Here is a 24,401-nt window from a genome sequence, read left to right on the forward strand (position 1 = left end):
TTGTCTTTTGTATTTGACAGTAAAAAATAAACCATAAAGCTATGTTTAAAAATCAACCGGCAGGTCTGTATGTGCTTGCGCTTGCCAATACCGGCGAACGCTTCGGCTACTACACCATGCTTGCCATCTTCCTGCTTTTCCTGCAGGCGAAATTCGGCCTTGATTCCACGGTGTCGGGCCAGATTTATGCGGGCTTCCTCGCCCTTGTCTACTTCATGCCTCTTATCGGAGGTTGGGTAGCCGATAAATGGAGCTTCTCGAAATGTGTGGTGACCGGTCTGTTCATCATGTTTGCCGGATACCTTGTCATGGCCATACCGACCGACATCCGCAGCACCTCTTCGCTCGTGATTCTCTGCGCAGCTCTTCTGCTCATCGCATGTGGCACAGGCTTGTTCAAAGGCAATCTTCAGGTGATGGTAGGTGACCTCTACAACGAGGCCCGCTACAGCGGACAGCGTGATGCAGCTTTCTCGCTTTTCTACATGGCTATCAACATCGGCTCTATGTTTGCACCTATGGCTGCTACAGCCATGTGTAACCTTGCACTCGATGCCAAGGGGCTGACCTACGTCTCCTCGCTCCCTGCAATGTGTAATCTCTATCTTGACGGTGCGGAGAACGGAGCAGATCTCTCTGCGACAATCGCTGAGAATGGAATGAGCGCCGGTGCCGACCTTACAGCATTTGCGAACGAGTATATAACCACGCTTTCGACCGGCTATAGCTATGCATTTGCAATCGCCTGCGGTTCGCTCATAGTCAGCTTCCTCATCTACTTCCTTGGTCGCCGGACCTACGCACATATTCTTACCGACAAAAAGGATGGCGCAGCAGCTAAGACCGCAGCAGCGGCCGGTCCGGAACTCACGCCTGCTCAGACAAAGCAGCGCGTCGTTGCGCTTCTGCTTGTGTTTGCAGTAGTGATTTTCTTCTGGATGGTGTTCCATCAGAATGGAGCTACACTGACTGAATTTGCCAAGAGCTGTACATCGCCCGAGGCTACCGGTTGGACCCGCATCGGTTTCAATGTATGGGCACTTCTGAGCGTTGCTGTCGGTGTCTATGCCCTCTTCAATCTTTTCCAGTCAAAGGGTGCCGTGAGCCGTGGAATCTCGGTTGTCATCCTCGGTCTGGTAGGTTGGGCGCTGTGGTATTTCTATTCCATCACTCCCGAGCCCCTCACCGGCATCCAGCCACAGCAATATCAGCAATTCAATCCCTTCTATGTAGTTGCCCTTACCCCCGTATCGCTTGCTTTCTTCGGTTGGCTTGCAAAACGTAAGGCCGAACCCTCGGCTCCGCGCAAGATCGGCTATGGTATGGTGATGGCAGCCGTGGCATACGTCCTTATGCTTGTAGGTTCACTCGGTATTGTCGGCACAAGTGCATCAGTTTCTCCCAACTGGCTCATATCTACCTATCTGCTTCTGACATTCGCCGAATTGCTTCTCTCGCCGATGGGCATAAGCTTCGTGAGCAAGGTCGCACCTCCGAAACTCAAAGGCTCGATGATGGGCGGATGGTTTGCAGCCACAGCTGTCGGTAACTACCTTGTCTCCATACCCATGCTTCTCTGGGGAAAGATTCCGACCTATATGGTATGGGGTATCCTCGTGGTCATCTGTCTCGTTTCAGCCGGTTTCATCTTTGCCATCATGAAGAAGCTCGAAGCCGCAACCTCCGACACTCCCGCACAACCTGAAGCTGACGAACTCGAAACAATAGAGGATGACGCTATCTGAAAAAGATAGTCACTAACCTCCCCGCAGACCACCCCTCCCGTATACTCCAGTTATATGGTCTTGCAGGTCTACAATCTTACAGGCATCCTCTGCCTATTGAAAAATCAATAACCACAGGAAGCCTAATCAAAAACCTAAGGCAGAGGAAACTACTACTTCCGATAATTGCAAATTGCTTTCGGATAGCATTAGTTTCCTCTGCCTTAGGTTTTAAATTATGTACTTGTCTTAATGGCGTACAGCTACGATGCCACGCGTTGTTTCTTGTTATTTCGATTAATTAAATTTTGCATAGTTTATTAAATGTTCGGGCGGTCCCAGATTTTGGTGGTTGTGCAGTAGACGGGGATTGTCTGATTGCCGATGGTGAGGGTGAAGTCGCCTTCTTCAAGGGTCCATTTTCCGGCGGCGTTGACGAAGGCAAGGTCAGGTGCCCGTAGGGTGAAACGGACTTCACGGGTTTCGCCGGGCATGAGGGCGAGTTTGGTGAATCCACGCAGACGTTTGTTGTCGGGAACCACGCTTGCAACTTTGTCTGATGAGAAGAGCAACACTGCATCCTTGCCGTCGCGGGTACCGGTATTGGTGACTTTGATTGTAACGGTAAGGACGTCGGATGCGTTGAATTCTTTTTTATCGACATGCATGTCGGAATATTCGAATGTTGTGTAGCTTTTGCCGTAACCGAAGGGCCACTGGACATTCACGCGCGCGTCATAGTCATAGACTCCCTCCATCTTGCCGACCTCTTCGCTGACTTTGTAGTCGTAGGTGACAAGCGAGTTGATTTCCCTCGGGTAGGTGAAGGGGAGACGGGCGGAGAAGTTGCGTTTTCCGGCAAGGAGTTCGGCAAGTGCATCACCACCGAAGTTACCGGGAAGGATGATGTCGACCACGGCGGTTGCCAACGGCTCGATGTCCGCGATTATGCGCGGACGGCCCTCATTGAGGATAAGTACGATTGGTTTGCCGGTTTTTGCAAGTGACTTCACCATGTCACGCTGATTGACGGACAGATGGAGGTCGCTGAGGTTGCCGGGAGTCTCGCAGTATGAGTTCTCACCGATACATATCACGATTGCATCGGCATTTGCAGCCGCCTTTACAGCCGCTTCGCTGTCTGCAACAATCTCGTCCTGATATGAACCCTCGTTGTTGAAAGTGACGGTTGGAACGTAGGTCACGTTTGCGGCACCGAATTCGTTGGTGAGCGCTTCAAGGATGGTGTTGTAGTCCTTGGCGTATGTGTCGGTCAGATGTCCTTGCCATGTGTAGGTCCATCCGCCGTTGAGCGAACGCATGGAGGTGGCGGTCGGGCCGGTCACGAGCAGACGTGTGCCAGACTTGAACGGGAGGATGTTGTCGTCGTTTTTCAGAAGCACCATAGTCTCCGCTGCCCCGTCGAGTGCTGCTTGACGGAACTCCTTGGAGGCGAATTTCGGATAGTCTTTCAGGAGGGTGTTGGGCCGGTCAAAGAGGCCGAGGCGATATTTCAGTCGCAATGCCCGGGACGCAGCGTCGTCAATGCGGCTCATCGGGACACTCCCCTCTTCGACGAGTTCGCGGAGAATCTCGCAGTAGTCAACCTTATAGGGTTCCATTGCCATGTCGATTCCGGCATTGATGGCTATACGAATGGCATCTTTCTTGTCTTTAGCTACTTTCTCACGGGTGTAGAGGTTGTTGATGTCGGCCCAGTCGGTGACAATGAGACCGTCCCATTGCAGGTCATTTTTCAGCCATTGAGTGAGCAGGAGCGGGTCGGCATGGACAGGTGTGCCGTTGATGGACGAGGAGTTGACCATGATTGTGAGCGCACCATATTTTATGGCCTCAAGATAGGGGGCGAAATGCTTCTCGCGCAAATCTGAGGGTGAGATATAGGCCGGGGTACGGTCTTTGCCCGAATAGGGGACACCGTAGCCCATGAAGTGTTTCAGCGACACTGCGATGTGGTTCTTGTCGACATGGTTGGGATCATCACCCTGAAAACCTTTTACGGCTGCTGCACCCATCAGGGCATTGACAAGCGGATCCTCTCCGTAGTTTTCCCAGAAGCGTGGCCAGCGCGGGTCACGCGCAAGATCCATTGTCGGAGAGAAGGTCCAGGGGCAGTCGCTTGCGCGGGTTTCGTAGGCTGTGATTTCTGCGGCGCGTCGGCAGAGACCGGTGTCGAACGATGCGGCTACGTTAAGATTCTGCGGAAAGAGAGTACCGCCGTTGGTATACGTTGTTCCGTGGTTCTGGTCAAGGCCGTAGATGCAGGGGATGCCGATATATTTCATGGATGCCTCCTGAATCTGCGGGATGATTACGTTCCATGTTTCCGCATCAAGACAGTAGGAGTATGGTGCATTGAGGATGGAGCCTACCTTATATATACCGATTACTGTGTCGAGTTTTTCTTTGACAAGCCTGAATTTCCCGTCAGGGCCTTGCTCACCGAGAATGTCGAGCTGAATCTGTGTCATCTGGCCGATTTTCTCTTCCAAAGTCATCTTGGAGAGGGTTTCCGCGACTTTTTTCTCTATGGCCGGATCGGGAGGAATGACCGGTAGGGTTATGGGGTCGTAGGCCATGGCGGGAAGAGCCACAGCGGTGAGGGAAAGGAGCAGATTGCGTAACATGATGGGTTTAGATGAGGTAAGTGGTAAATGTGATGAGGGTCAATTCCCGTCAGCTCTGGCCGGAGATCGGAGCCGCCGGCTTTTTGAGCTCAGGATAGGAGATGCGCGAGTGGTACATCGTGCGCAGACGCTGGGCGAACACCTCTTTGATTGCGCTGACATCGCGGAACGAAATCGGCGATTCATTGTGAAGTCCTTCGGCAATCTGAGCGTCGATAATCTTGTTGACGAGGTTTGAGATTGCCTCGGGTGAATGGTCGGTCATTGAACGTGAGGCCGCCTCGATTGAGTCGGCCATCATCAGAAGCGAAGTCTCCTTCGACTGAGGATTTGGGCCGGGATAGCTGAATGAGGCCGGGTCGACCTCCTCGTCGGGATGGGCGTTGCAGTATGTGGTGTAGAAATAGCGTGCCTTTCCGGCTCCGTGGTGTTCGGAGATGAATTTGCGTATCATCTTCGGCAGTTTTGCTTTCTCGGCAAGAGCCAGACCCTCGTTGACGTGACCGGTGACTATTCGGGCACTCTGTATGGGGTCAAGCGCGTCGTGGGGGTTGACTCCATGCTGGTTTTCAGTGTAAAATGCCGGATTCTTGATTTTACCTATGTCATGGTAGAGCGCGCCTGTACGGACAAGCTGTACATTGGCTCCGATGCGGCTTGCAGCTGCCGATGCGAGGTTGCTGACGGCCATGGAGTGATTGAAGGTGCCGGGACACTCCTCGGAAAGCTCACGCAGAAGGGGATTGTTGATGTCGGAAAGCTCCACGAGTGTCACGCGTGAGGTGAACCCATAGACCCTTTCGAGAAGGAACATGAGGACATAGCTGAACGAGATGAGTATGGCATTGATGGCGAAGCAGCCGAACACGCGTCCCTCCGTGCGGGCCAGTGAACCGGCCTGCATGACCTCCATTGCGGCATAGCAGAGCGTGTAGGCGAGGAAGATGAGGGCAGCCGTGCGGATAAGCTGGCTTCGGCGCGACAGGTCCTTGAGTGAATCGATGGCCACCACTCCGGCTATGAACTGGAGGAAGATGAACTCAAGTGCAAACGAGGAATTGATAGCGCAGATAAGCACGAGTATGAGATGGCCGAAATAGGCTGTGCGTGAATCCAGGAAGATTAGTATCAAGATTGGCACTACCGTGAAGGGAGTGATGTAGTAGCCGGTCGAGAATGTGGCCTGCATCGCGAAGGCGAAGAGGGTGAAGAGACCGATGAGCGAGACGATGAATATCACAGTGCGGTCATCGTCGAAGTAGTCGCGCCGGAAGATATAGAGATAGGCATACAGGCTGCCATAGAGAATCAGCATGTAGAGAATCTGGCCGGCCACGGGATAGTAGTGCTGCGAGATGGTGCCTTTTCCGCGTTCGTTGGCAATCTCTTCGTATGTGCGCAGGACGGTTGCCAGACGTGAGGTCACGATGTCGCCTTTGTCGATTATTCGTTCTCCCTGCTGGATGACACCGACCGGAGCCATAGCCTTCTGATATGCCTCGTCGAGCAGGCGGCGCGAGGTGACGGAATCAATCAGAATGTTGGGATGGAGTGTCTGGGAGAGTTTGGTGGCCGATATTGCCTGACGCACCTCGCGGTCCTTCAGCACGCTGTCGAGATGCTCGTAGGCGCGGAATGCCGAGAGATAGTTGGCCGTCGGGATGCTTATCGCCACGTTGTCGTGGATGAAACGCACTGCCGGAAGCTTGCCGGAATGGATTTTCGTGTAGGTATCGCGGTCCACTATACCGTTCTCATACACCTTGCGTATCTCCTTTATGATTTGGTTGCGCTGTGCGGGGGTGATGTTGAGGTCGGTCGCTGAGTTCAGGCGTGTGGTATAGTCTGAAATAATGGTCTTTTCAGCGGTTACATCGCGGGTGAACACCGGCTCGAAATTCGCGTCGATGCTGTCCTTGACCCTCATGGCGCTCACGGAGTCGAGATGAATGGGAATGTCGAACGGTGCTGTCAGAAGTGCATAGCTCCATGGACGTCCCTCCTCGAAAGTGTAGTGGTTCTCAGCTGAACGCGGAAGGAAATAGACGGTGACCGACACCACAATGATGAAAAGCAGAATCCTGAGCGAGAGTTGGCGCGATGGCAATGATTTCATACGTCGAAGATGTTGCGGACAATGGTCCAGATAATGATGGTTGTGAGGATGAAGAGGATGAAGAAACGGGCTGAGAGAAGCCTTTGGAGCCGTGGGGTGCGGTTGCCGAGCAGTCGGGAGATGCCGAGCAGTCCGAGGAGCGGGATTTCAAGCATGAAGAGCGCGTTGAAACCGAAAGCGGCCTTGAAATCACCCTCCATCATGGCATGGACAGCCCGTTGGGAGCCGCAGCCGGGACAAGAGAGACCGGTGAGCATCTTGAACATGCATCTTGGATAGAGCCCTGATTCCGGTCCTTTGAAGAAGTAGAGACAGCAGAGGACTATGCCGGCGATTATGACCCCCGCAAACAGGAGCCGACGGCAAAGTGCGAGACGGTCGTCGGATTGCATCATGGGCATCAGATGACGGCTTCAGCCTTCAAAATCCTACAAGAGACTGCCGAACAGGATTGAGAATGGAGCCCATATAAGTCCGGCTACGAATGAGATGATGACCCAGAGCTGTGCTTTGGACGAAGCGTCCATTGCGGCAATGTAGTCCCCACGGTAGTAGGCGGGAGATACCTTTGCCGCATAAATGATGGCTACTATACCTGTCGGGATGCAGCAGCAGATGGTGGCGAGTATGGCCCAGATGAGGTAGTTGTCGGGCATGGGTGGCACTCCGTTCGGTCCGAATCCGTTAGGATTGTATCCACCGTTGTTGTATGCGCCGTATTGTTGGCCATACTGCTGTCCGTAGGGATTCTGTCCGAATGGTTGCTGTTGGTTCTGATAGCCTCCGTAGGGGTTCTGTCCTCCGAAGTTTTGCTGACGGTCAGTGAATGTGTCGTTGATATTGGCAGTCCCCAGGAGCGCCGCTATTTCAGGCACGGCGGCTGCGGTGGTCCAGTCGCTCAGTCCTTCGTGCCACACGGGGGTCGAGGGATTGAGTCCGTTCTCAGTGGCTATCTCTTCAATGGAGAGGGGGCCTTTCTGGACACTGTCTATGATGATCCAATATTTCATTGGGAAATGTGAGTTTTTTAGTTTTCAGTTGTGAGTTTTCAGTTTTCAGTTCTGAGTTGTGGGTTTTCAGTGGTCAGCATCAGGGGTGGTTGATGCGAATCGTGAGTGAGTGATGTGGCCATATCCCTGCCACGGTGGGATGAAATGAGGACCGGAGTCCCCATTTCATCCGCGAGGCGGGTGGGTTATGCTTTCAGTCAGTCTTGTCGCCGGTCGGAAAACAGGCGTCAAAACGTCACGACCGATTAGAAAAATTTGGTCTCTTCGCCGAGGATATCCGAAAGGATGGAGTTGGCGAGGCGCGATGCACCGATGCGGAAGAACTCGTTGGTCTCTACCCACTGGTCGCCGAGGACGGTCTTCACGATAGTGTAATATTTGAGGGCCTCTTCTGTGGTCGAGACACCGCCTGCAGCCTTGAAGCCTACCATGCGACCGGTCTTCTCGTAGTATTCCTTGATGCACTCACACATGATGTAGGTTGCTTCGAGAGATGCACCGGGATACTCCTTACCTGTGGATGTCTTGATGAAGTCAGCTCCGGAATACATGGAGAGGATGGAGGCGTTGCGGATGTTTTCTGCAGTCTTGAGCGCACCTGTCTCAAGGATGACCTTCATGAGGGAATCACGGCAGGAGTGTTTCATCTCTGAAAGCTGGTCGCACACCTCTTCATAATCCTTGTCGAAGAAGTCGCCGAGACCGAGCACAACGTCAATTTCGTCGGCGCCGGCTTCGACTGCGAGACCTACTTCTGCAATCTTGACTTCGATAAAGCTCTGCGCGCTGGGGAAGCATCCTGCGACTGCTGCGATGTCGACATCCGAACATTCGAGCACTGTGCGTACCATAGGCACGAAGTTGGGATAGACGCATATTGCAGCCACGTTGGGCAGGTCGGCGTGTTCGTGGGCAAAAGCATTGACACGTTCGGTGAAATCGGCCACTGAGCGTTGTGAGTCGGTTGACTTGAGCGTGGTGAGGTCGATTGAGTTGAATATCTTTTTCAATACTTCGGGAGTATTGTTTTCTGCGAGGTGCTTGTCAAGGATTTCGTTGACTTTGGCTGCGACTTCTGCGTCGGATGTGGTGACGCGGCTTTCGGCAAGAGCTTGCTGATATTTATCCATGATGATTACGTTTAAGTTGTTTAGTTTTTAGGTTTTAGAGTGTGGTATCACAGGCATCGGTTCACCGCTGCTGTGTGTTGTTGTCGTGGAGTTTGGGGTTCGATGCGTGGCGGTCGGCATCGCGGGCGGTTTTCTTCTCGATGTTGCGTCTGAACGCTTCGGTAAGGTCCACTCCCGTCTGGTTGGCGATTGCCGTGAGCACCCACAGGAGGTCTGCGAGTTCATCAGCCAAGGCATCGGGATTCTCCCCTTTCTTGAAGGATTGGTCGCCATACATCCGCGCCATGAGTCTTGCCACCTCGCCGGTCTCTTCAGCAAGGATTGCCATATTGGTCAGTGGCGAGAAATAGCGCACCCCGACGGTGCGTATCCATTCATCCACCGTGTCCTGAAGGGCGCGGAGCGTGGGGGAGTCATCGAGTAGTGGGGTGAGATTCATGGTCAAGTCCTTAGTTTAGAATCTATAACAATCGTCACGGGGCCGTCGTTCACGAGGGCGACCTGCATGTCGGCTCCGAACACCCCCTTTTTCACCTCCCTGCCCGTCAGCGATTCACATTCGGAGCAGAACATTTCGTAGAGGGGTATGGCGAGGTCATGGCCTGCCGCATGGATGTAGCTCGGCCGGTTGCCTTTCTTGGTTGACGCGCAGAGAGTGAACTGACTGACAGCCAGCATCTCACCGCCGACATCAATGAGCGAGCGGTTCATCACTCCCGCATCGTCGGCAAATATGCGCATCGCGACCGCCTTGGCCGCAAGCCATTTCACATCGTCAGGGGTATCGCCTTCGGCAACACCGACAAGAATCATCAGTCCCGGGCCTATCGAGCTGTGAAGCTCACCGCCAATACTGACCGATGCCTCTGTGACACGTTGAATTACTAACTTCATATTACGCAAAATTACAAAATAAATTGTAATACCTGCCTTTTACGCATTAAAAATTATCAATATGTACTTGACGGACCATTCATCTCACATATTAGTCAAGGTGTCTTTCGTTGCACGCTTCAAATGTTTTTTGTAACTTCGCACTTGCTTATCGCCCGTAATGGCCGGAGGCGGTTCATGGAGTGATATGCAGACATAATAAAAAGCGTTTACTCGACGCTCTTTCTTGACTCGCTGGAATCTGGTAAATTCAAGAATCAGTCAAGGATGTAGCAATGGTAAGCGGCACTATGTGGATATGTATATTTACCACGTTGGTTTCGCTATGGCGTTGCCAATGCGTTTATGCATATTTGCGTGAGGCCTCTGCTCCGTTGCTCGTTCTACTGATTCGGGCAATACCAGAGCCTCAGCGAGTGGGAGCGAGCAATAAGTATGGCTCTCACGCTTTTTTTACAATCAATATGCCGATGCCGGGGGCCCTGAGGCAGATAAAAGTATGAAAAACAGTTATAAGTTTTTTGCAATGGGACTTGTTTCCCTCATGGGTGTATCGTTCGCTTCTTGCAGCGATGACGATGATCCTAAAGAACCGGAAAATGTGGAAGGTCCTTCAGTTGAGAATGTGTTTACGGAAGGTTTGCCCTCGAATGTGGATGGTGCTACATTCACAACCAATGAAAAGGGACAGCTCACAAAGATTGTCGACGGTACCACAAGTATTACTTTTGAGTACGGCTCGTTCAATCCGTCGAGAGCCAGCAACTTTACAGTTCTCATGAAAAAACGAGACTCAGCATATCCTACTGAAGGTAGCGATATTTATATGGAAATCAACAAGCAAGGTTTTGTTTCATACGCTTATCAAGTATATCTTGACGGAGATGATGCTGATGAATGGTGGTTCGAATATAACAAGGACGGACAGCTCACTCGCCTTAAACGTACTGAAAGCGGAGATGATTTCAAGATAGCCTATACTAATGGAGACATCGCCAAGGTAACGCATGATGAAGATGATGGCGACCATCGTGAGTACACCATCAACTACACCAACACTGAGTATAAGAATGTTGTCGCAAACAAAGGTTGCCTCATGCTTTTCGATGATTTCTTCCAGGTGGATATGGACGAAATGGGCGACGCTTATTTCGCAGGGCTTCTTGGCAAAGCCACAAAGAATCTCCCGATGGGCTACAGTGAAACCGGTAAGGAAGGTGGTAGTTCCTATACATCTAATGTGACCTATCATTGGGTTTTCAACGCTGATAATCTGCCTGTTAAATTCTGGGAGGGCGATTACGAGAATGAAGCAACAACATTCTCTTGGAAATAATCCCCTGTTGTTGGAATCAGCAAACTGACCCAAGGATTGGCCCTTGGCTTAATGACATGAACGGCTATGGTGATGCTCATCATCGTAGCCGTTTCTTTTTCCATCATCAATGCCTGAGAGCATTTTTTCAGAATGATTCTGTAGATGATGGTTCATACACTTATTGCTTTGTGCTATTTTGTCCGTCAGAATCGAGGTCGGCAGGGATGCGGGAGGAGAGGATGGCGCAGATAAGGACAATGGCAGTGATGACTATGAAGGTGACAGCCGTCGAATGGAGGATGTTACCGTGGCCGACAAGCGGTGAGGCTATCGCTCCGAACACATAGCCGACAATTCCAAGTACGGCGGAGGCTATTCCTGCAAAATTGCGTCCTTCGTTCATCGCCAGAGTATTGCTGACGGTGAAAATCATGCCGAGGCAGAAAAGCATCGGGAGGAGCAGCAGTTCATAGCCCATGAAAGAGTCGCAGAAACAGAGAACCGCAGCTTCAGCAATCACCGCTACGGTCAGACCGATAGCTCCGACCAACGCGGCTTTTTTCAGGACCTTGAATTTCAATGCAATCATCGAGCCTGCAGCAACGAGGATGGAGTTGGCTCCCATGATAAGGCCGAATGTGGTCTGTGAATATCCGAAATGGGTCTGCACTATGAACGGCCCGGAAGAGATGTAGGCGAAGAGCAGACCGAGAGCGGAGCCTTTCAGCATGACATGGACCATGAACCTATAGTTGCGGAGGAGTTTTCCGTAGTTGCCGAATTCGCTTGCAAGACTGACGCTTTTGTCGGCCTGATGGGTCTCCTTGAGTTTATGAGCGAAGCAGAGAAGGAGGAGCGCGAAAATGGTGAGGACAATGAATATGGCTTTCCAATCGAACCATGAATCAATGTAGCCACCGAGCACAGGCGAACATGCAGGTGCGAATCCGTTGATTGCGCCGACAGTTGCCATAATCTTCGCCAGTTTGCGCCCGCTGTAGATGTCGGACGGAATGGAGCGCGCGAGGAAATAACCTCCCGATGCTCCGATGCCTTGAAACAGACGGAACACGAGGAAGAACCAGATGGTAGGCGAGAAGACACTGATGAGCGCGGCGATGCAGAAGAGAACCAGTGACCAGATGAGCACCGGTTTGCGTCCGTATTTATCGCTTATGGGGCCGAGAATGAACTGGCCGATGGCAAGGCCGGCCATGCCGGTCGTCAGTCCGAGTTGTACGGTTGACACCGAGCAGCTGAAAAATTTCATCATTTCAGGCAGCGCGGGGACATACATGTCGTTGACAAAGGAGCCGAAGGCGCTCAACCCGGCCAGATATATTATAAGGAAAGTATAGTTGATGTTGATGCCTTTCCCGGCAGTTTGATCAGTCATAGTCTTAGGAAATGTCAGTAACTTAGCTGCAATATTCAGCAGTATCTTAAATTTAACGGCATGACATCTCCAAAAGTTCTTTTCAGTCAGCGTCCGCTCCAGACTTGTCAGAGGGACAGGCTTGTCAGTTGGGATTTGATGATGCAATGATAAATAGGCTTTGATATGGAGCGAGGTGAAGAGGGTAGTCCTGTCCAGACCGCTCCTCACGCTTCACTGCCTTGGCCTTATGGGGACGATGGTATGTTCTGTCGGCTGTGCGTGGATTCCATGATTGAATGTCCGTGTGCCGGCTTCTCAATTTGACATTCTGTATGAACTCCTGCGGACTATGGTTGTATATGAAATAAATGTCAGCACCGTCGAGCGTACGGTGGAAGAACAGAAGTTTGTCATCCGGGAGGTCCTTGCTGTGGAATTCTATATCCGGTTGCAGGCCTACATCTTTGAGCCGACAAGCTACTGTCTCTCCTTTGTCGCATCTGATGACAGTTGCACCATTGAGTGCCAGTTCAGCCAATTTCTGTTCTGCTGCAGGTGAGATATAAGTGCGGTCGGGGACAATGATGGTTTTGTAGGTCATCCCTCCATCAACACTGATTTGGCCGTCTTTAGCCTTCATGCGGTCAATCAAAGCCGGATAAGTGCATACGTCGAAATTGTAGCCCTCCGGTATGAGAGGCAACTTATAGGCCATTGTTTTCAAAGGAGGATCTTCACCGAGATATACACAGATGTCCACTACCGGGTTGCCTTTCCGGAGGAGTGTGGCGCAACGAGCCTGATAGTTCCAGAATTCAGCGGATTTATTCCAGCCGGGATGGAAGCGATGGAAGACGTAGGGATGGGCACTGTTTGAATCGTCATATTTACGGTCGGACCACGGTTGATGGGTGGACGCGCATACGGCAAACTCATTTATGCCCCGGCAGTAGGCGATGTTGGCGATTCTCAGAAGGGAGTCCCATGATACATTGTATGGAGTATCGGTGAACGCTTCACCTGATGCGATATTGTGCCCGTATAAGTGTGCGGCTGAAGCAGCATCGAGGCAATCGAAGTTTCCGTCTGACTGATAGGCCCAGAACTCACCCTGAGGTTTCACAGCTTTTCCTCTGTTGGCGATGTTGTCGGTCTCGATGTTCAGCATAGCCTGGGTTGTATAATCGACGGAATCCTTTGCACATCTTGCTGCAAAAGTGCCGTAATATTCTGATGTGATGGCTGATGCAATGGACGTGCGGAAATCGAGAAGAGTCTTGTCGCTCTTCTCACGGTTCTCGACAATGTATCCGGCAAGGGTCGGGAGCCAAGGGATTAGGTCATATCCATTTTGTTGGAGGAAACGTTTTTCAAATCCGTCTGTCCAATTCTGCGTTCCCGCCTCGTGGCTGTCCATACACATTCCTGACGGACGGGCTCCGACGGCTGTCAGTGTGTCAAGTATCGGCTTGAAATAGTTTGAATAGTGAATATCAGCGGCTTCCGCCGACATTACGTCAGCTTCATATCCGAGGAGATTCTTGCGTCCATGTTTGGTTCTGGCTCCTGTAGGGACATATCCGATGCGCAGCACCCTCCATTCGCCCTTTGGAATTGTGCATTTTATTGTCCCGTCGGGCGTTACGGAGTCGGTTATGTTGATTATGTCGGCTATGCTGACAGCACCGTTGTTGCCACCTCTTGGTACCGGATATGTCACTTCTGTGCGCAATCCTGTCTGTGTTTCGAGGTTGTCGATGATGTCGCGGCGATAGAGTTTCAAATCACCGATAGAAATGGATTTATAATTGTCATCCGCACCTTTCCAATCATGGATGAGCAGTCTGAAATACCGTCCTTCGGCAGAGGGGAAACTGATGGTACGCCGTCGGCTCTTATGACCGATATTGTTTTCGATTGGCAGGAGGTCAACAGCTTTATTCCAGATGATGCTGTCGGTGCTGTATTCAAGTTGTCCTATAGGAGGATAGTCGATATATTTGGCTCCGAAATAGCGCTCCTGCGGTTTACCGGGGATGTTCATTGAGCCTGTGGAGCCTTTTCCGCGTGGTGTGAGCGTATAGCTGATTCCGCAGAATGTTTCTTTATTGGTAATGTTGACCGGAATGACGGTGTCGTTTGAGAGGATTTTCACCTGCTCGTTTAACACTGTGACCGGAAGCAGATTCCTGCTGTCGGGGAACAGCAGTGTCGCTATGTCGCGGAAATGCGGTGAAGGGTAGGAGAGGTCTATTATCTGTCGGGATGTTTTGTCGACTATGAGGAAGGTATCGGCATAGACTGTCTTTTTCATTGCCAGTTCCGGGGTGATCCAAGGGCCGCCGGTGACATAGCCGTTGCCTACCGCGACTTCAAAGCTCAAGCCAAGTTCCTTGGCTGTGATTGCCGAGTGCTTTAGCATATTCCACCATTCGGGCGACATTGACGGGGCTGCTCCTTTACCCTTTCCGTGGACCTGATCATAATAGACCACCCCACCTATTCCTTTTTCTTTAAAGGCTTTCAAATCAGCTTCAATCCCATCTTTGGTGCTTTCGGTCTCACCATGAAACCACCATAACTTTGTCCTTGATGATACGGGCGGATTGGAAAAATCATTCCACAGACTGTCAATGAGCGTGTTTTCGCCGTTAGCAGTCATTGATATTGATAGAAGAGACAGAAAAGTGATTATAATATGTTTCATGGAGCAAGGCGATGTTGAATGTTTTGCAAATATAGTGAATTTAACGGAGTGTATTAACTCAAAACTCAAAACTTTACCTTTCCGGCCGGTCGTTTGTATTATCGCATCTTTTAAACGGTATGGGATGTTATCTTTGCGTCGGGAAATGATGATTATATGCGGAAAGATGGGGGGCGGTTCGGTCGGTGGCGGGGAGGTGAAAATGGCGATATGGCAGAAGTCTGTGGGAGGAGAATGTGGCGATTCATCCTTGAATCGCGGGAGAGGATAGAGTTTCATGCAAATTTTTCCGGGTCGGATGAACTGATTCGGGGAAAATCGCGTTATTAGAAATGAACGTCAACTATTGTTTTATGAAAGGGAAATCAAGATTGTTAATGGTGTTAGCAGCGTTATGTCCTCTGGGCTTGTCCGCCCAGGGGATTGCTGACGTTGTAGCAGCTCTGGAGAAGACAGGCTGCTTCGAGGCTGACGCGACTTTCAACGTATCGCTCCCGCAGAGCGAGAACGATGTGGTCTATAATGTGAAGCTTTCGTCGGCTCCCGCTCCGTCAAGCCGTCTGTCGCCCTGTGACTACATCACCGAGTGGAGCCTCGAAACTCCCTCAGGTCCGGTCAAAGGGTTTTCGGCTTATTTTGACGGACACCATTACCGCTACCGCAACGAACGTCTGCAGGAGTACCATCTCGAATGGGACTCCATCCCTTTCATGGCCCGTGGAAATTCGGAAGGTGTGCAGGCTTCGGCGCAGTTCACCGACCTCTATCCGGCGTATATAGCCAAGGAGCTGACCAAGATGTCGGCTGATAGCCGCTATGCCCTGACCGTGAAGCCCGACGCGATGTTTGACGGCAAGAAGGCTGTCGAGGTGAAGGCCGTGATGACTGTCAATGATGTCGAAGCCATGGAGAAGCGTTTCATCTTTGATTCCTCCACAGGACTTCCGCTCAGAATCGATACCGAGAGCAATCCCGGACAGATTACGGAGCAGTCGATGCTCGTCAGCTACACCTATCCCGCTGAAATGCACTGTCCGGAACTCAGTGAGGAGACCTTGACTGCAAGCTATCCGGAGGTTTTCGAGAAATACAGGGAGAATAATTTCCGAATCGAGAACCTTGCGGGCACTCAGTTGCCTACGTTCTCGCTCCCCACGACTACCGGTGAACGTTACACCTACCACCGCGGCGACAGTTTCGCTGTCCCGACAGTAATCGCGCTCCTTGACCCGACCGCAGGATTCAACGCCGAGATAGTCGAAGCTGTGAGAGGTGCTGTCGACCGTCTGCCTGTGCAGGCTGATGTGATATGGGTGTTCAATTCGACCAATGTCGATGCAATTGAAAGTGTGGTGCCTCAGATCCGTGTCGGTGAGCATCTTCTGATGAATGGAAAGTCCCTTGCGCGCGACTGCGGTGCTGCCTCGCTCCCGGTGGTCATAATGGCCGAAAGCAGCGGAAAGGTGAAAAATGTTGTGCTCGGATTCAACAAGGAGCTTGGTAATGTTGTTTTACAGACGATGGCCTTGGTCGAATAGTCCGTCCATCCGGTCGCCACATCGCACAGTGAATGCGATAACTATTTGAAATAAAGAAAACTATTATATATAATGGAAACTGTATTATTTAAAGGTCAGCCCTGCCACACTTGTGGCACTGTCCCCACCATTGGTGAAACCGCTCCTTGCTTCCACCTTGCAGGAGCCGATTTGTCGCAGCTTCTCTGCACTGATTTCGCAGGAAAGCGCGTAGTCCTCAACATCTTCCCGAGCCTCGACACAGAGGTGTGCGCCCGCAGCGTCCGCCGTTTCAATGAGGAAGCCGCCAAGCTTGATGACGTCGTTGTCATCTGCGTGTCGATGGACCTTCCCTTTGCAATGGGCCGTTTCTGCACCATCGAGAACATCAAGAATGTGCTCTTCGGTTCAGCGTTCCGTTCGCCCCTCTTCGGTCAGAAGTATGGCGTGCAGCTCGTCGACGGTCCCCTCGCAGGTCTTCTTGCCCGTTGCGTGCTTGTGCTCGATGAAAACCGCCGTGTGATTTTCCGCGATCTTGTCGAAGAAATCACCAACGAGCCTGCCTATGATGCCGCTCTCAAGGTTCTGAGAAAGGAAATCTGATAAAAGGCATATCCTCCTGATAGGGGGAATTGAAAAAAGGAATTCGGACAGTGATCGCCACCGTCCGGATTCCTTTTTTTATTGTATGGGTAAATTATGGTTTAGTAATCGCTGAACAGTTTCGGCTTGATGACGAAGCCGACGCGGATGGTCGAATGGAATTCCTTGTAGGCAAGGAGGCCTTCGCCATAGCCGTTGTAGTATTGGACGAAGAGGTATTGGTTGTCGCGGGGGAAGACGCGGTAGTTGAATTCAACCGTAGTGTTGTAGTTCAGCTTCCAGCCTTTGCGTTTGACAAGGTTGACGGCGAGTCCCCATCTGCCGTTGGGCGAGGTCATGGCCGTCCCGACCTGATATATGCCGCAATAGTCGAGGATGTCGCGGTTCTCCGAGCCGTCGATGATGGGTATCCACGCTTTGGCGTGGACGAGCAATTGCGGATCAATCATGAAGCTTCCGGCGATGCTGATGCGGTTCCATGAGCGTGAGGCTGCCGCATCGCGTCCGTTCGATTCATGTTCGGCGATGAGGCTGACTTTGCCGACATAGCGTCCCTTTACGAAAAGAGGTTTCGTCAGACCGATACCCGGATTGAAGTTGAGGTCGGTCATTGGCATGGAGTTTTCAAGGATGTTCCAGAAACACTTCTGGGTGTAGAAGAGGTAGAGGTATGTGCCGAAAGGCAGGGTGCTTCGGGTGAGCCTCTGCGAGATTGACAACTGGAACTTTATATTGCTGTTCTCGCGTGTGATGCGTTGGCCGACAGGGCAACCGAATATGAAGTAGTTGTCCTTGTAGAGTCCGAAGTAGGGTCCATCGTCAAACGCACGGCGTATGCTGTCGTTGTTTATGTCATCGTTGCCTGTCGTCACAATCTGTGCCTGCGCTCCGTCGCGCGACCCGGCAAGCAGCATGATGGTGAATGCAATGGCGATTCGCAATAGTGTTTTCATCCGGTGTGGAATAAATAGCCTTGAATATGAGTGCAAATATAGTGAAAAATTAGTAATTTTGCGCTCATGCGCTATCTTCATGTTATACTCATGTCCCTCCTCGTTGTGCTGACGGGGTGTGGCAACGACGAGGAGTTCGTGATAAATTGTGAAATTCGCGGGCTCGGCTCCACTGGTGTGGAGATGTATTACACCTCACGCGGCATCCAGCATTCGAGTTTCCACCCTGTCGACGGCAAGGTGGCGCTCCACGGTGTGTCTTCGGAGCCGACACTTGTTGAGGTCTACACGATGGACAATCAGCCGCTCTTTTCGTGCGTGGCACGCAACGGTGATGAAATCAGCGTCAAGATGGAAATGGACAAGCCGTCGACGTTGAAGATCAAGGGCAACGATGCTTCCGAGCAATATGCCCGTTTCGTGGCTGAGAATGATTCCCTGCTCCGCAGCAACGATGTGGCTGCCATCAATGCGCTCGTTGCCGATGAGGTGCGCCGTCATCCCGACCGGATGTCGTCGGCACTCCTTCTTGTGACTCGTTTCAATGCGCGCGGCTATGAACTTGAAGCCGACTCGCTCATCAATACACTCAAACCTGAGGCAAGGGCCAACGGTGTGACCGGTGCCTATCCCCGCCTTGTCGGTGAGCAGGTGTCGACCTCTGCGCGGGGAAATGTGAAGCCCATGACAATACAGATTGGTCGGCAGAACCGGCGCGATACGGTGGTGCGCTACTGGCCGTCAAACCAGAGCTACAGCCTGATTGTCGTGACCGGCAACGGTAAGGGAGACAGTGTGCGCCGTGTGCTCCGCGAACTGACAAAGTCGCTCCACGAACGCCGTTTCAAGGCTCTCGAAATCGCTGCGATGGGCGACAGCACTTCGTGGGCCATCGCTACCGCGCGCGACAGTGCCAAGTGGATGCAGGGTTGGTTGCCGGGCAGTGTTGCCTCTCCGGCAGTCCGTGCGCTTGCAATCCCTTCGGTTCCGTTTTTTATTGTGACAGACAGCACCGGCCGTCAGATTTACCGTGGTCACTCGATAGTTGCTGCGGAGGATACGGTGAAGGCGCGTCTTGAACGCTTCCTGAAGTCGGGAGATGGCGAGGAGCCGGACAATGATGCCGCCGGTGAGACTGCTGCTCCGGCTGCCTCAGCCGTGAAAGCTGATGATTCCCGCCCTGCCAAGGCGCGCTTGCCTCGGCCTGAGCTTGAAAAAATGCAGGCTCTCCCCGCGGATGGCCGACAGGATGAAAAGGTTCGTCCCGCCCGACAGCTTCAGCGGACAGCCGACAGCCGCAGGGTGAAACAATAAGTCGCGGGTTTTCACGTTGGTAAATAGTATGCGGTGCGGTAGTCACCGGGTCAAAATCCCGGCCCGATGTGATATTTTGCCGCCTCGCACATTTTTCTTGAAATCCAAGCTCAATTTACCACGATGAAAACACTCCTCAGAATATTTTTTACTCTCACCGTCCTCTCGGCCTTCTCGGCCTGCATCGAGGACGGTATTGACACGTCGCCCTCCGCGCAACCCGAATTTTCGGTCGATACGCTGAAAATGGGCGTGGTGTTCACCGGCCAGGCCACGCCTACAAGTCGTTTCATGGTCTATAACCGTCATGGCAAGATAATCAACATAAGTAATATCTCGCTGCGAGGTGGTGACGGGACTTTCCGCATCAACGTTGACGGCTTTGCCGGCACGGAGTTTCAGAATGTGGAAATCCGCCCCAACGACTCCATCTATGTCTTCGTCGAAGCCACCCTCCGGCCAAATGGCGCGCCTGCGCTCACGGATTTCAACGATATTCTTGACTTTACTACCAACGGTGTGACCCGAAGCGTTGTGCTCAACGCATCCGGTCAGGATGTCGAACGTCTGCGCGGTCTTGTGGTCGATGCCGACATGCGCCTCGAAGCCGGATACCCTTATCAGATTTTTGATTCGCTTGTCGTGGCCAAAGGTGCGACCCTCACGGTTGGCGAAGGGGTGATGATGCACTTCCACGACAAGGCTTTCATGCGTGTCGAGGGGAGTCTCGTGACGGAAGGTACGCCCCAGAATCCTGTCAACATGAGCGGTGACCGTACGGGCAACGTCGTTTCCGATATTTCCTTTGATTTAATGGCCTCGCAGTGGGAGGGTGTGCATTTCGCTCCTGAAAGCCGAGGCAACAGACTCAGCCATACAGTCATCCGTAACACCGTTGCGGGCGTGATGGCTGATTCCCTTTCGCAGGTCGACATGCTCAACTGCCGTCTGCGCAACAGTGCCGGATATTCACTTGCAGGCCGCTACGCCGACCTGACCCTTACCGGTTGCGAGATTGCCGAGGCTGCCGACGGTGTGATGGCGCTCATTGGTGGCAAGGCGACCGTCAGCAACTGCACCTTTGCCAACTACTATCTTTTCTCAGCCCTCCGCGGAGAGGCTGTGCAGCTCTATCATCTGAACTACAGTGATGACGACGGTTCGGGTATGCCCTTCATGGAAGCCGAATTCAACAATTGTATATTCTACGGCAACGGTACTGACTTCTCTCCGGGCGATCTCACCGGAAGCATGGTCACGGTGCGCCGTTCGCTCCTGAAAAGCAACGGTAGCGACGACTCGAATTTCATCAATTGTATCTGGGGTGAGGATCCTCTCTACTATACAGTCCGTTCCGACTATTACTTCGACTACCGTCTGCAGCCGGAATCACCTGCCATCGGCACAGCCGACCCGGCGCTCATCCCCGAAGCAGGGCGCAAAGACTTCTATGGCACCGACCGTGGTTCCAACCCCAACCTCGGTGCCTACCAGACCGCGAAGGAGGAAGAGTGAATTTCTCTTCGTGAAAAGCATCGCGGCTCAGAAGGTGTATTTCACGGTGGCGAGGAATTCGATGGGGCGCAGATTGAAGGTGTAGGTGTAGAGGTCAGCGTCCGTGAAGTAGCTGTATGTATAGGTGCGGCAGTTTGTGAGGTTCTTGGAACTTAGCTCGATGTCGAACCGTTTGATGTGGCAACGGACACCTGCGCCGATGAAGAAGCTCTCTTTTGCGACATCCGAAGCAAGCGATGTGTGGTTCCAGTAGAGTTGTGTGTATAATTCCACTGACTTTACGGGATGCACTGATGCGGAGAACCGTCCCTCCATGTCATTGACACTGTTGCGCACGCCAAGTGATTTTATCTTTTGGACCGAAGGGCGGTACCATCCCTCTGCCGAGAATTCCAGAACGTTGGCCACAGGATTGCTGCGGATTGCAGCGTGGATGGTGTAGGAAGTGTTTTCAACGGTATAGGGAAGCTTCTGGCGCAACACTTTGCGTTTGAGCCGTTCAAGATGGGTGTCGAGGGTGAATGTGGTGCGCCACGCCCTGACATTTTTCGCTATGTTGAGACCGAGATTTAGCATGTCGCTCTTGTTGCCGGAGTTCTCGACGGTGGTGCTGACCTCTCCGGGCGTGACGGTGCTACCGCTGATGCGGTTGTTGTGGCCGATGCGGTAGAGGCCGGTGAAGGTGATGAACACCGCGTGGATGGGGTTCTTGTAGAATACGTTGGTCATGGCGCTGTATCCTTCGCGCTCGTTGAGCAGTCCGGTTCCGAGAGTTGTGCGCTGGCGGTAGGTCGTGTAGACCGGATTGAGAATGAAGTCCTTTATTCCTCCGAGTGTCACCTGCCGTCCGAGTGTAAGTGAGGCTTTGATGTTGAGGGGCAGGACTCCGTGGATTCCTATTCTCGCACCGGCATCCACACGGTGTGCGGGATAGGAGGCGGAAGTGAGACGGTTGTCGTAGTCCAAGGCGGAATAGCTCACGGGTATCTGGACTTTGAGCGAGAAGCGGGTGCCGGGTTTGAATTGATATTCAGGCTCGATGGTGGTTTTGAGTGTGTAGCCGCTGACGTTGTTCGAGGCGTTTCCGGCGGTTTCGGTGATGTATGTTGACCTGAAGCGGTCATAGACCGATTCGAAACGCAGGTTTGCGCCTATGTGTGAATACTCTCCGAGCATCCATGAATAGCCCGTCTTTTCATCCGTTGTGAATGAAAGCGCGCTTCCCTTCTGCCGGAGCATGGTCGAGCCTGCATCCGTGGCGCTGAGGTCGGCTGTTGGGGTGGTGGTCACGGCGATGTCGGATTTGACCGACAGGACACGGTTGCCGGTGCGGATTGTCGCATCGAGCGTGTTGGTAAATGCGTAGTCGTCCGTCCGCGAATGTTGGCTGATGTCGCGGGTGTTGAAAATCGAATAGCGGTTGTCGGCGAAATGGCCTTTGAAGGTGAATTTGTCGGAGATGTAGCGCCGGGGGGCGTTGTGCTCGACGTTGATATTGAGTTTTGCCTCGCGGGAGTGCGGTCGGCTCCTGACGGTCTCGTTGAAGCCGATGTCGGGGTCCGAGCCGTTGTTGTAGCTAATGCTCTCGGAGTTGACTGTCCGGTTGTCCTCGTCGGTATAGTCGGCGGTGATGCCGAGTTTGCCGAACTCTCCCAGTTTCCTTACGGTATTGACCGAGGCGGATGCGGAAGTGTTGTCGAAATACCTCTCGGCCGGAATTTTTGCAGTGCCGAAGGGTGTGTCGCCGTAGAGGGTCGATGCTGCTGAGGATTTGGCGGTGAACTCGCTGATGAGGTTGCCGGTCTCGGTGGTGTATGATTTTCCCCAGTTGTTCCCCTTGCCGGTCACAAGCACTTGCATCTTCGGAGCGACGAACATGCTGAAAAGTTCGCCGAGCCATTTCGCCTCGCCGTCATCGTCGGCTCCCGCACCTCCGGTGACGTGGCCCACCGGTTTCAGCATACTCTTCTTTTTCATCTTCAGATTGATGGCAGCCCTGTCGCTGAAGGCTATGTCCTTAAGCACCCGCTTTGGCTGATGGTTCTCGTAGACGTTTACAGAGATGATGTCGTCGGGCGAGATGTTTTTAGTCGCTATCGCATAGCGCCCCGACACCACGTCGAGTCCCTCGATGTAGAAACGGTTGATGGCCTCGCCGTTGTAATAGATGGTGCCTTTGTCATTGACCTCCACCCCCGGAAGTTTCTTTATCACATCCTCGATTGTGCGGTCTGCCGCGCCACGGAATGAGGCGACGTCGTAGGTCAGCGTGTCGCCTGTCATCTTTATTGGCGGGACCTTGACCACCACTTCTTTCAGTTCCAGAGGAGCCTCGTCGAGCGCGATTTTCATATCATCCCGCAGTTCGGTTGCCGGAATCTCCTTTGTCGAGAATCCGAGATAGGCTATGCGCACGACCGACCCTTTGGCCGGAGCGGTGGCTGTGGAGAGGCGGAAACGTCCCTTGTCGTCGGTCGAGGAGAAGGCAAGAGTCGACCCGCCCGGCCCTATCAGCTTCACCACCACACCCGCAAGCGGTTCTCCGGAGTTGTCCACCACCAGTCCGCTCCCCTGCCACTGCGCTGCATGGCAGCGGATGGCGGAAAGAAGCAGAATCACGGTGAGGATGGCGGTCGATATGTGGGAGATGGTTTTCAATCTGATTCCATTGGGTTAAAGAAACGTCTTCTGTGGTCTATCGCGGGAGTGCCGTCAGTCTTTGTAGGTGCCAGAGGTGAACCGTTGACAAAACTTCCAGCATCCGTCTTGTATTCTTTCTTCATCTTGTTGAACGATTTGCGGTCAATCGGGATGATGAATGAACCGGCCGTGAAACCGAACGGTTTCGAACTCTTTCTGATTTGTATGGCTTCAAGTCGGTGTTCATGCTTTGAATCCTCGGCTTTGAGTATGAGTCCGGGCAAACCGTTGAATTTCCAAGGACCGTTGTCGACAGGAATTTCTTCGGTGTACCAGACATTCCAGTCGCGTCCTCGAAACGTGGCTACAGCCTTTTGGCATTTGTAGCCGCAGACAATATCCGTATCCTCTGTAAGACTCCAATCAAAATGAGGAAGCTCCTCTTCATATCTGTATCTGTCCATGAAAAGCTGTTCGTCGTTAGTGAGTTTGTTGTTCGCAATGTCCTTTAGGATTTTTCCTCCGGATTTGTAGTTCATCCTATAGCAAAGTTGCAACCGATCGTTGAATCTGATTCCGTCAGGATAATCAACACGGATAACAGAGTCTTGACGGTAAGCCCCATAATCGGCATAATAGCTCTTTAGCCGTCCGATTTCAAGTATTTCATGCTGAGTATTGGTCTTATCGAGGACAGGGTCATAGATGATATGCATATAGACACATTCCATGTAGCTTGTGTCTGCGACCTCGATTTTCTCCGGATAGGTCATCATGTCAGCTCCTTCACCCTCGATTGAAATCTGTTGGGCGCGTAGGGAAAGAGCTGATGTCAGAGAAAGTATGACAAGAAGAGTGGTTTTTACTATCATTATGCGATGAATTAGTTCTGATAGCAAATTTATGTTTTATAAACGAATTTTGCAAATAATAT

At 52.2% G+C, this 24,401-nt stretch carries 18 protein-coding genes and 2 pseudogenes; 7 read left to right on the top strand and 13 right to left on the bottom strand.

Annotation, left to right across the window (positions count from 1 at the left end; all coding sequences use genetic code 11):
• Positions 1-41 precede the first annotated feature (41 nt).
• A complete protein-coding gene (locus tag QZ310_RS01465) occupies positions 42-1,745 on the top strand; it encodes a peptide MFS transporter (protein WP_297069618.1) in 1,704 nt (567 codons plus the stop codon).
• Positions 1,746-2,044: 299 nt separating this feature from the next.
• On the opposite strand, the gene QZ310_RS01470 is transcribed toward QZ310_RS01465, so the two are convergent.
• From QZ310_RS01470 to QZ310_RS13675, 4 genes are read right to left on the bottom strand one after another with little or no spacing between them, the layout of a single operon-like run.
• Complete coding sequence (locus QZ310_RS01470; RefSeq protein WP_297069829.1) at positions 2,045-4,375, bottom strand: glycoside hydrolase family 3 N-terminal domain-containing protein; 2,331 nt, start codon at positions 4,373-4,375, stop codon at positions 2,045-2,047.
• A 46-nt stretch (positions 4,376-4,421) separates the two neighbouring features.
• Positions 4,422-6,488: an HDIG domain-containing metalloprotein gene (locus tag QZ310_RS01475; protein WP_297069620.1), complete on the bottom strand. Its 2,067-nt coding sequence runs from the start codon at positions 6,486-6,488 to the stop codon at positions 4,422-4,424.
• Positions 6,485-6,883, bottom strand: coding sequence for a DUF2752 domain-containing protein (locus QZ310_RS01480; protein ID WP_297069622.1), 399 nt, complete (start codon positions 6,881-6,883; stop codon positions 6,485-6,487). Before QZ310_RS01480 ends, QZ310_RS01475 begins: the two co-directional genes overlap by 4 nt.
• Positions 6,884-6,916: 33 nt before the next feature.
• The gene (locus tag QZ310_RS13675; protein WP_366141948.1) at positions 6,917-7,144 is read right to left on the bottom strand and encodes a CD225/dispanin family protein; all 228 of its coding nucleotides are present in this window, start codon (positions 7,142-7,144) and stop codon (positions 6,917-6,919) included.
• A gap of 66 nt (positions 7,145-7,210) precedes the next feature.
• On the opposite strand from QZ310_RS13675, the pseudogene QZ310_RS13680 reads away from it, so the two are divergent.
• A pseudogene (locus QZ310_RS13680) lies at positions 7,211-7,291 on the top strand (hypothetical protein); the annotation flags it as partial.
• A gap of 75 nt (positions 7,292-7,366) precedes the next feature.
• On the opposite strand, the pseudogene QZ310_RS13685 reads toward QZ310_RS13680, so the two are convergent.
• From QZ310_RS13685 to dtd, 4 genes and pseudogenes are all read right to left on the bottom strand, one after another.
• Positions 7,367-7,498: pseudogene (locus tag QZ310_RS13685) on the bottom strand (DUF4339 domain-containing protein); the annotation flags it as partial.
• 245 nt (positions 7,499-7,743) lie between these two features.
• Positions 7,744-8,628: a deoxyribose-phosphate aldolase gene (gene deoC / locus QZ310_RS01490; RefSeq protein ID WP_297069626.1), complete on the bottom strand. Its 885-nt coding sequence runs from the start codon at positions 8,626-8,628 to the stop codon at positions 7,744-7,746.
• A gap of 61 nt (positions 8,629-8,689) precedes the next feature.
• Entirely contained in the window at positions 8,690-9,067 is a 378-nt protein-coding gene (locus QZ310_RS01495; RefSeq protein WP_297069628.1) for a nucleotide pyrophosphohydrolase, read from the bottom strand.
• 2 nt (positions 9,068-9,069) lie between these two features.
• A complete protein-coding gene (dtd, locus tag QZ310_RS01500; RefSeq protein WP_297069630.1) occupies positions 9,070-9,522 on the bottom strand; it encodes a D-aminoacyl-tRNA deacylase in 453 nt (150 codons plus the stop codon).
• A gap of 526 nt (positions 9,523-10,048) precedes the next feature.
• Here dtd and QZ310_RS01505 point away from each other — a divergent pair.
• A complete protein-coding gene (locus QZ310_RS01505; protein ID WP_297069632.1) occupies positions 10,049-10,858 on the top strand; it encodes a DUF4595 domain-containing protein in 810 nt (269 codons plus the stop codon).
• Between the two features lie 160 nt (positions 10,859-11,018).
• On the opposite strand, the gene QZ310_RS01510 is transcribed toward QZ310_RS01505, so the two are convergent.
• Complete coding sequence (locus QZ310_RS01510) at positions 11,019-12,236, bottom strand: multidrug effflux MFS transporter (RefSeq protein ID WP_297069634.1); 1,218 nt, start codon at positions 12,234-12,236, stop codon at positions 11,019-11,021.
• A gap of 124 nt (positions 12,237-12,360) precedes the next feature.
• Positions 12,361-14,880, bottom strand: a complete 2,520-nt coding sequence (locus QZ310_RS01515; RefSeq protein WP_297069636.1) for a glycosyl hydrolase — start codon at positions 14,878-14,880, stop codon at positions 12,361-12,363.
• Positions 14,881-15,278: 398 nt separating this feature from the next.
• Here QZ310_RS01515 and QZ310_RS01520 point away from each other — a divergent pair, with 398 nt between their 5' ends.
• Both QZ310_RS01520 and tpx read left to right on the top strand, forming a co-directional pair.
• Complete coding sequence (locus QZ310_RS01520) at positions 15,279-16,463, top strand: hypothetical protein (RefSeq protein ID WP_297069638.1); 1,185 nt, start codon at positions 15,279-15,281, stop codon at positions 16,461-16,463.
• Positions 16,464-16,535: 72 nt separating this feature from the next.
• Positions 16,536-17,045, top strand: coding sequence for a thiol peroxidase (gene tpx, locus QZ310_RS01525; RefSeq protein WP_297069640.1), 510 nt, complete (start codon positions 16,536-16,538; stop codon positions 17,043-17,045).
• Between the two features lie 101 nt (positions 17,046-17,146).
• On the opposite strand, the gene QZ310_RS01530 is transcribed toward tpx, so the two are convergent.
• Positions 17,147-17,998: a phospholipase A gene (locus QZ310_RS01530; RefSeq protein WP_297069642.1), complete on the bottom strand. Its 852-nt coding sequence runs from the start codon at positions 17,996-17,998 to the stop codon at positions 17,147-17,149.
• Positions 17,999-18,088: 90 nt separating this feature from the next.
• Here QZ310_RS01530 and QZ310_RS01535 point away from each other — a divergent pair, with 90 nt between their 5' ends.
• Together QZ310_RS01535 and QZ310_RS01540 are read left to right on the top strand one after the other, a co-directional pair.
• A complete protein-coding gene (locus tag QZ310_RS01535) occupies positions 18,089-19,312 on the top strand; it encodes a DUF4369 domain-containing protein (protein ID WP_297069644.1) in 1,224 nt (407 codons plus the stop codon).
• Positions 19,313-19,435: 123 nt separating this feature from the next.
• The gene (locus QZ310_RS01540; protein WP_297069647.1) at positions 19,436-20,827 is read left to right on the top strand and encodes a right-handed parallel beta-helix repeat-containing protein; all 1,392 of its coding nucleotides are present in this window, start codon (positions 19,436-19,438) and stop codon (positions 20,825-20,827) included.
• 27 nt (positions 20,828-20,854) lie between these two features.
• On the opposite strand, the gene QZ310_RS01545 is transcribed toward QZ310_RS01540, so the two are convergent.
• Both QZ310_RS01545 and QZ310_RS01550 read right to left on the bottom strand, forming a co-directional pair.
• Positions 20,855-23,485, bottom strand: a complete 2,631-nt coding sequence (locus QZ310_RS01545; protein WP_297069650.1) for a carboxypeptidase-like regulatory domain-containing protein — start codon at positions 23,483-23,485, stop codon at positions 20,855-20,857.
• Positions 23,482-24,339: a GLPGLI family protein gene (locus QZ310_RS01550; RefSeq protein WP_297069652.1), complete on the bottom strand. Its 858-nt coding sequence runs from the start codon at positions 24,337-24,339 to the stop codon at positions 23,482-23,484. Before QZ310_RS01550 ends, QZ310_RS01545 begins: the two co-directional genes overlap by 4 nt.
• Positions 24,340-24,401: the final 62 nt, after the last annotated feature.

The sequence above is a fragment of the uncultured Duncaniella sp. genome (assembly GCF_910577345.1).
Lineage (GTDB): Bacteria > Bacteroidota > Bacteroidia > Bacteroidales > Muribaculaceae > Duncaniella.